The sequence below is a fragment of the Belnapia moabensis DSM 16746 genome (assembly GCF_000745835.1).
In the GTDB taxonomy this organism is placed as follows: Bacteria; Pseudomonadota; Alphaproteobacteria; order Acetobacterales; family Acetobacteraceae; genus Belnapia; species Belnapia moabensis.
On the sequence record NZ_JQKB01000285.1, the window covers coordinates 1 to 1194 of the forward strand.

Sequence of the window (1194 nt, forward strand, 5' to 3'; positions counted from 1 at the left end):
CCAACGCCAACTCCGTACCGTCACAGCGAAGCGGCACGCGAACCATCGCAACCACCTTGGACCTGCGCATCCAGGCCGCCGCCGAAAGACAGCTGGAGGCGACCCTACGGCAGCACGCCCAGACAAGGCAGATCGAGGAGGGCGCGGTCGTCGTCATGCGATACAACGGCGCGGTCCTAGCGCTCGTCGGTGGACGCGACTATCGGCTGAAGGAATGGGATCACGTTACCCAAGCCAGGCGCCAGCCAGGATCCGTGGCCAAGCTCTGCGTCTACCTGGCGGCGCTCGAGGCAAGATATACGCCTGACACGAACGTCAGCGATGCGGCCCTGACACTTGGCGGGCGCAGCGTGAGAAACTTCGACGACCGATACCTCGGCGATATCACACTTGCCGCGGCGCTGGAGCGGTCGTCCAATACGGCCGCCGTTCGTCTGGCATTGCAGATTGCGCGTGAGACAAGGGATGTGATCAAGGCGCTACGCGTGGCGGAAGAAGTTGAGGGCGAAGCGGGCGACTTAGCGCTCGGAACCTACCAGGCGAGGCTCGTCGATCTTACGAGCGCCTTCGCCAGCGTCGCCAATCGCGGCAGGATGGTCGTTCCCTATTCGGTGCAGCGGGTTCAAGACCCGGCCGGTGTCGAGCTCCTGACACGCGTGCTCCCGGCAAGATCGGAGATTCGCCAAGTCTTACAGCCTCAACAGGCCGACATGATGCGTCAGATGCTCGCTGGCGTTGTGCAACGGGGTACGGGAAGGGCTGCTGACCCAGGTTTCTGGGCGGCCGGCAAGACGGGTACGACCACCGAGAGCCGGGATGCTTGGTTTATCGGCTTTACCGAGCGGTATGTCGCCGGTGTCTGGCTCGGGAACAGTGACAGCAGGCCGATGCTCGGCGTGTCAGGGGGTGGCTTGCCGGCGCAGATCTGGCGCGCGGTAATGATCGATGCCCATCGAGACGCGTAACGGGGTAATCAGCCCTTACGACCTCCCGGTAAAACTGCTGTCCGGTGCGGTGACGCGCTCGGCTTTTGCTGACGCAATACGGGCGACTTGCCCTGCTTTCGTCCAACATGCCGGTTAAGCAGTATCGTGGGGACAGTCGGCCAAGCCGCGACGGACACTGCCCTCTGCAGAACCTATGTCGGCTGTTCGTGCTCTCTTCCCCGAACGCGGACATTCCGCTTTCGGCCAA

1 protein-coding gene is annotated in these 1194 nt (G+C 63.1%); it reads left to right on the forward strand.

The features are described from left to right. Nucleotides 1-965 (forward strand): transglycosylase domain-containing protein (locus EP26_RS30880; protein WP_043345497.1); only part of this gene is annotated, 965 nt, incomplete at its 5' end. Between the last annotated feature and the right edge of the window lie 229 nt (nucleotides 966-1194).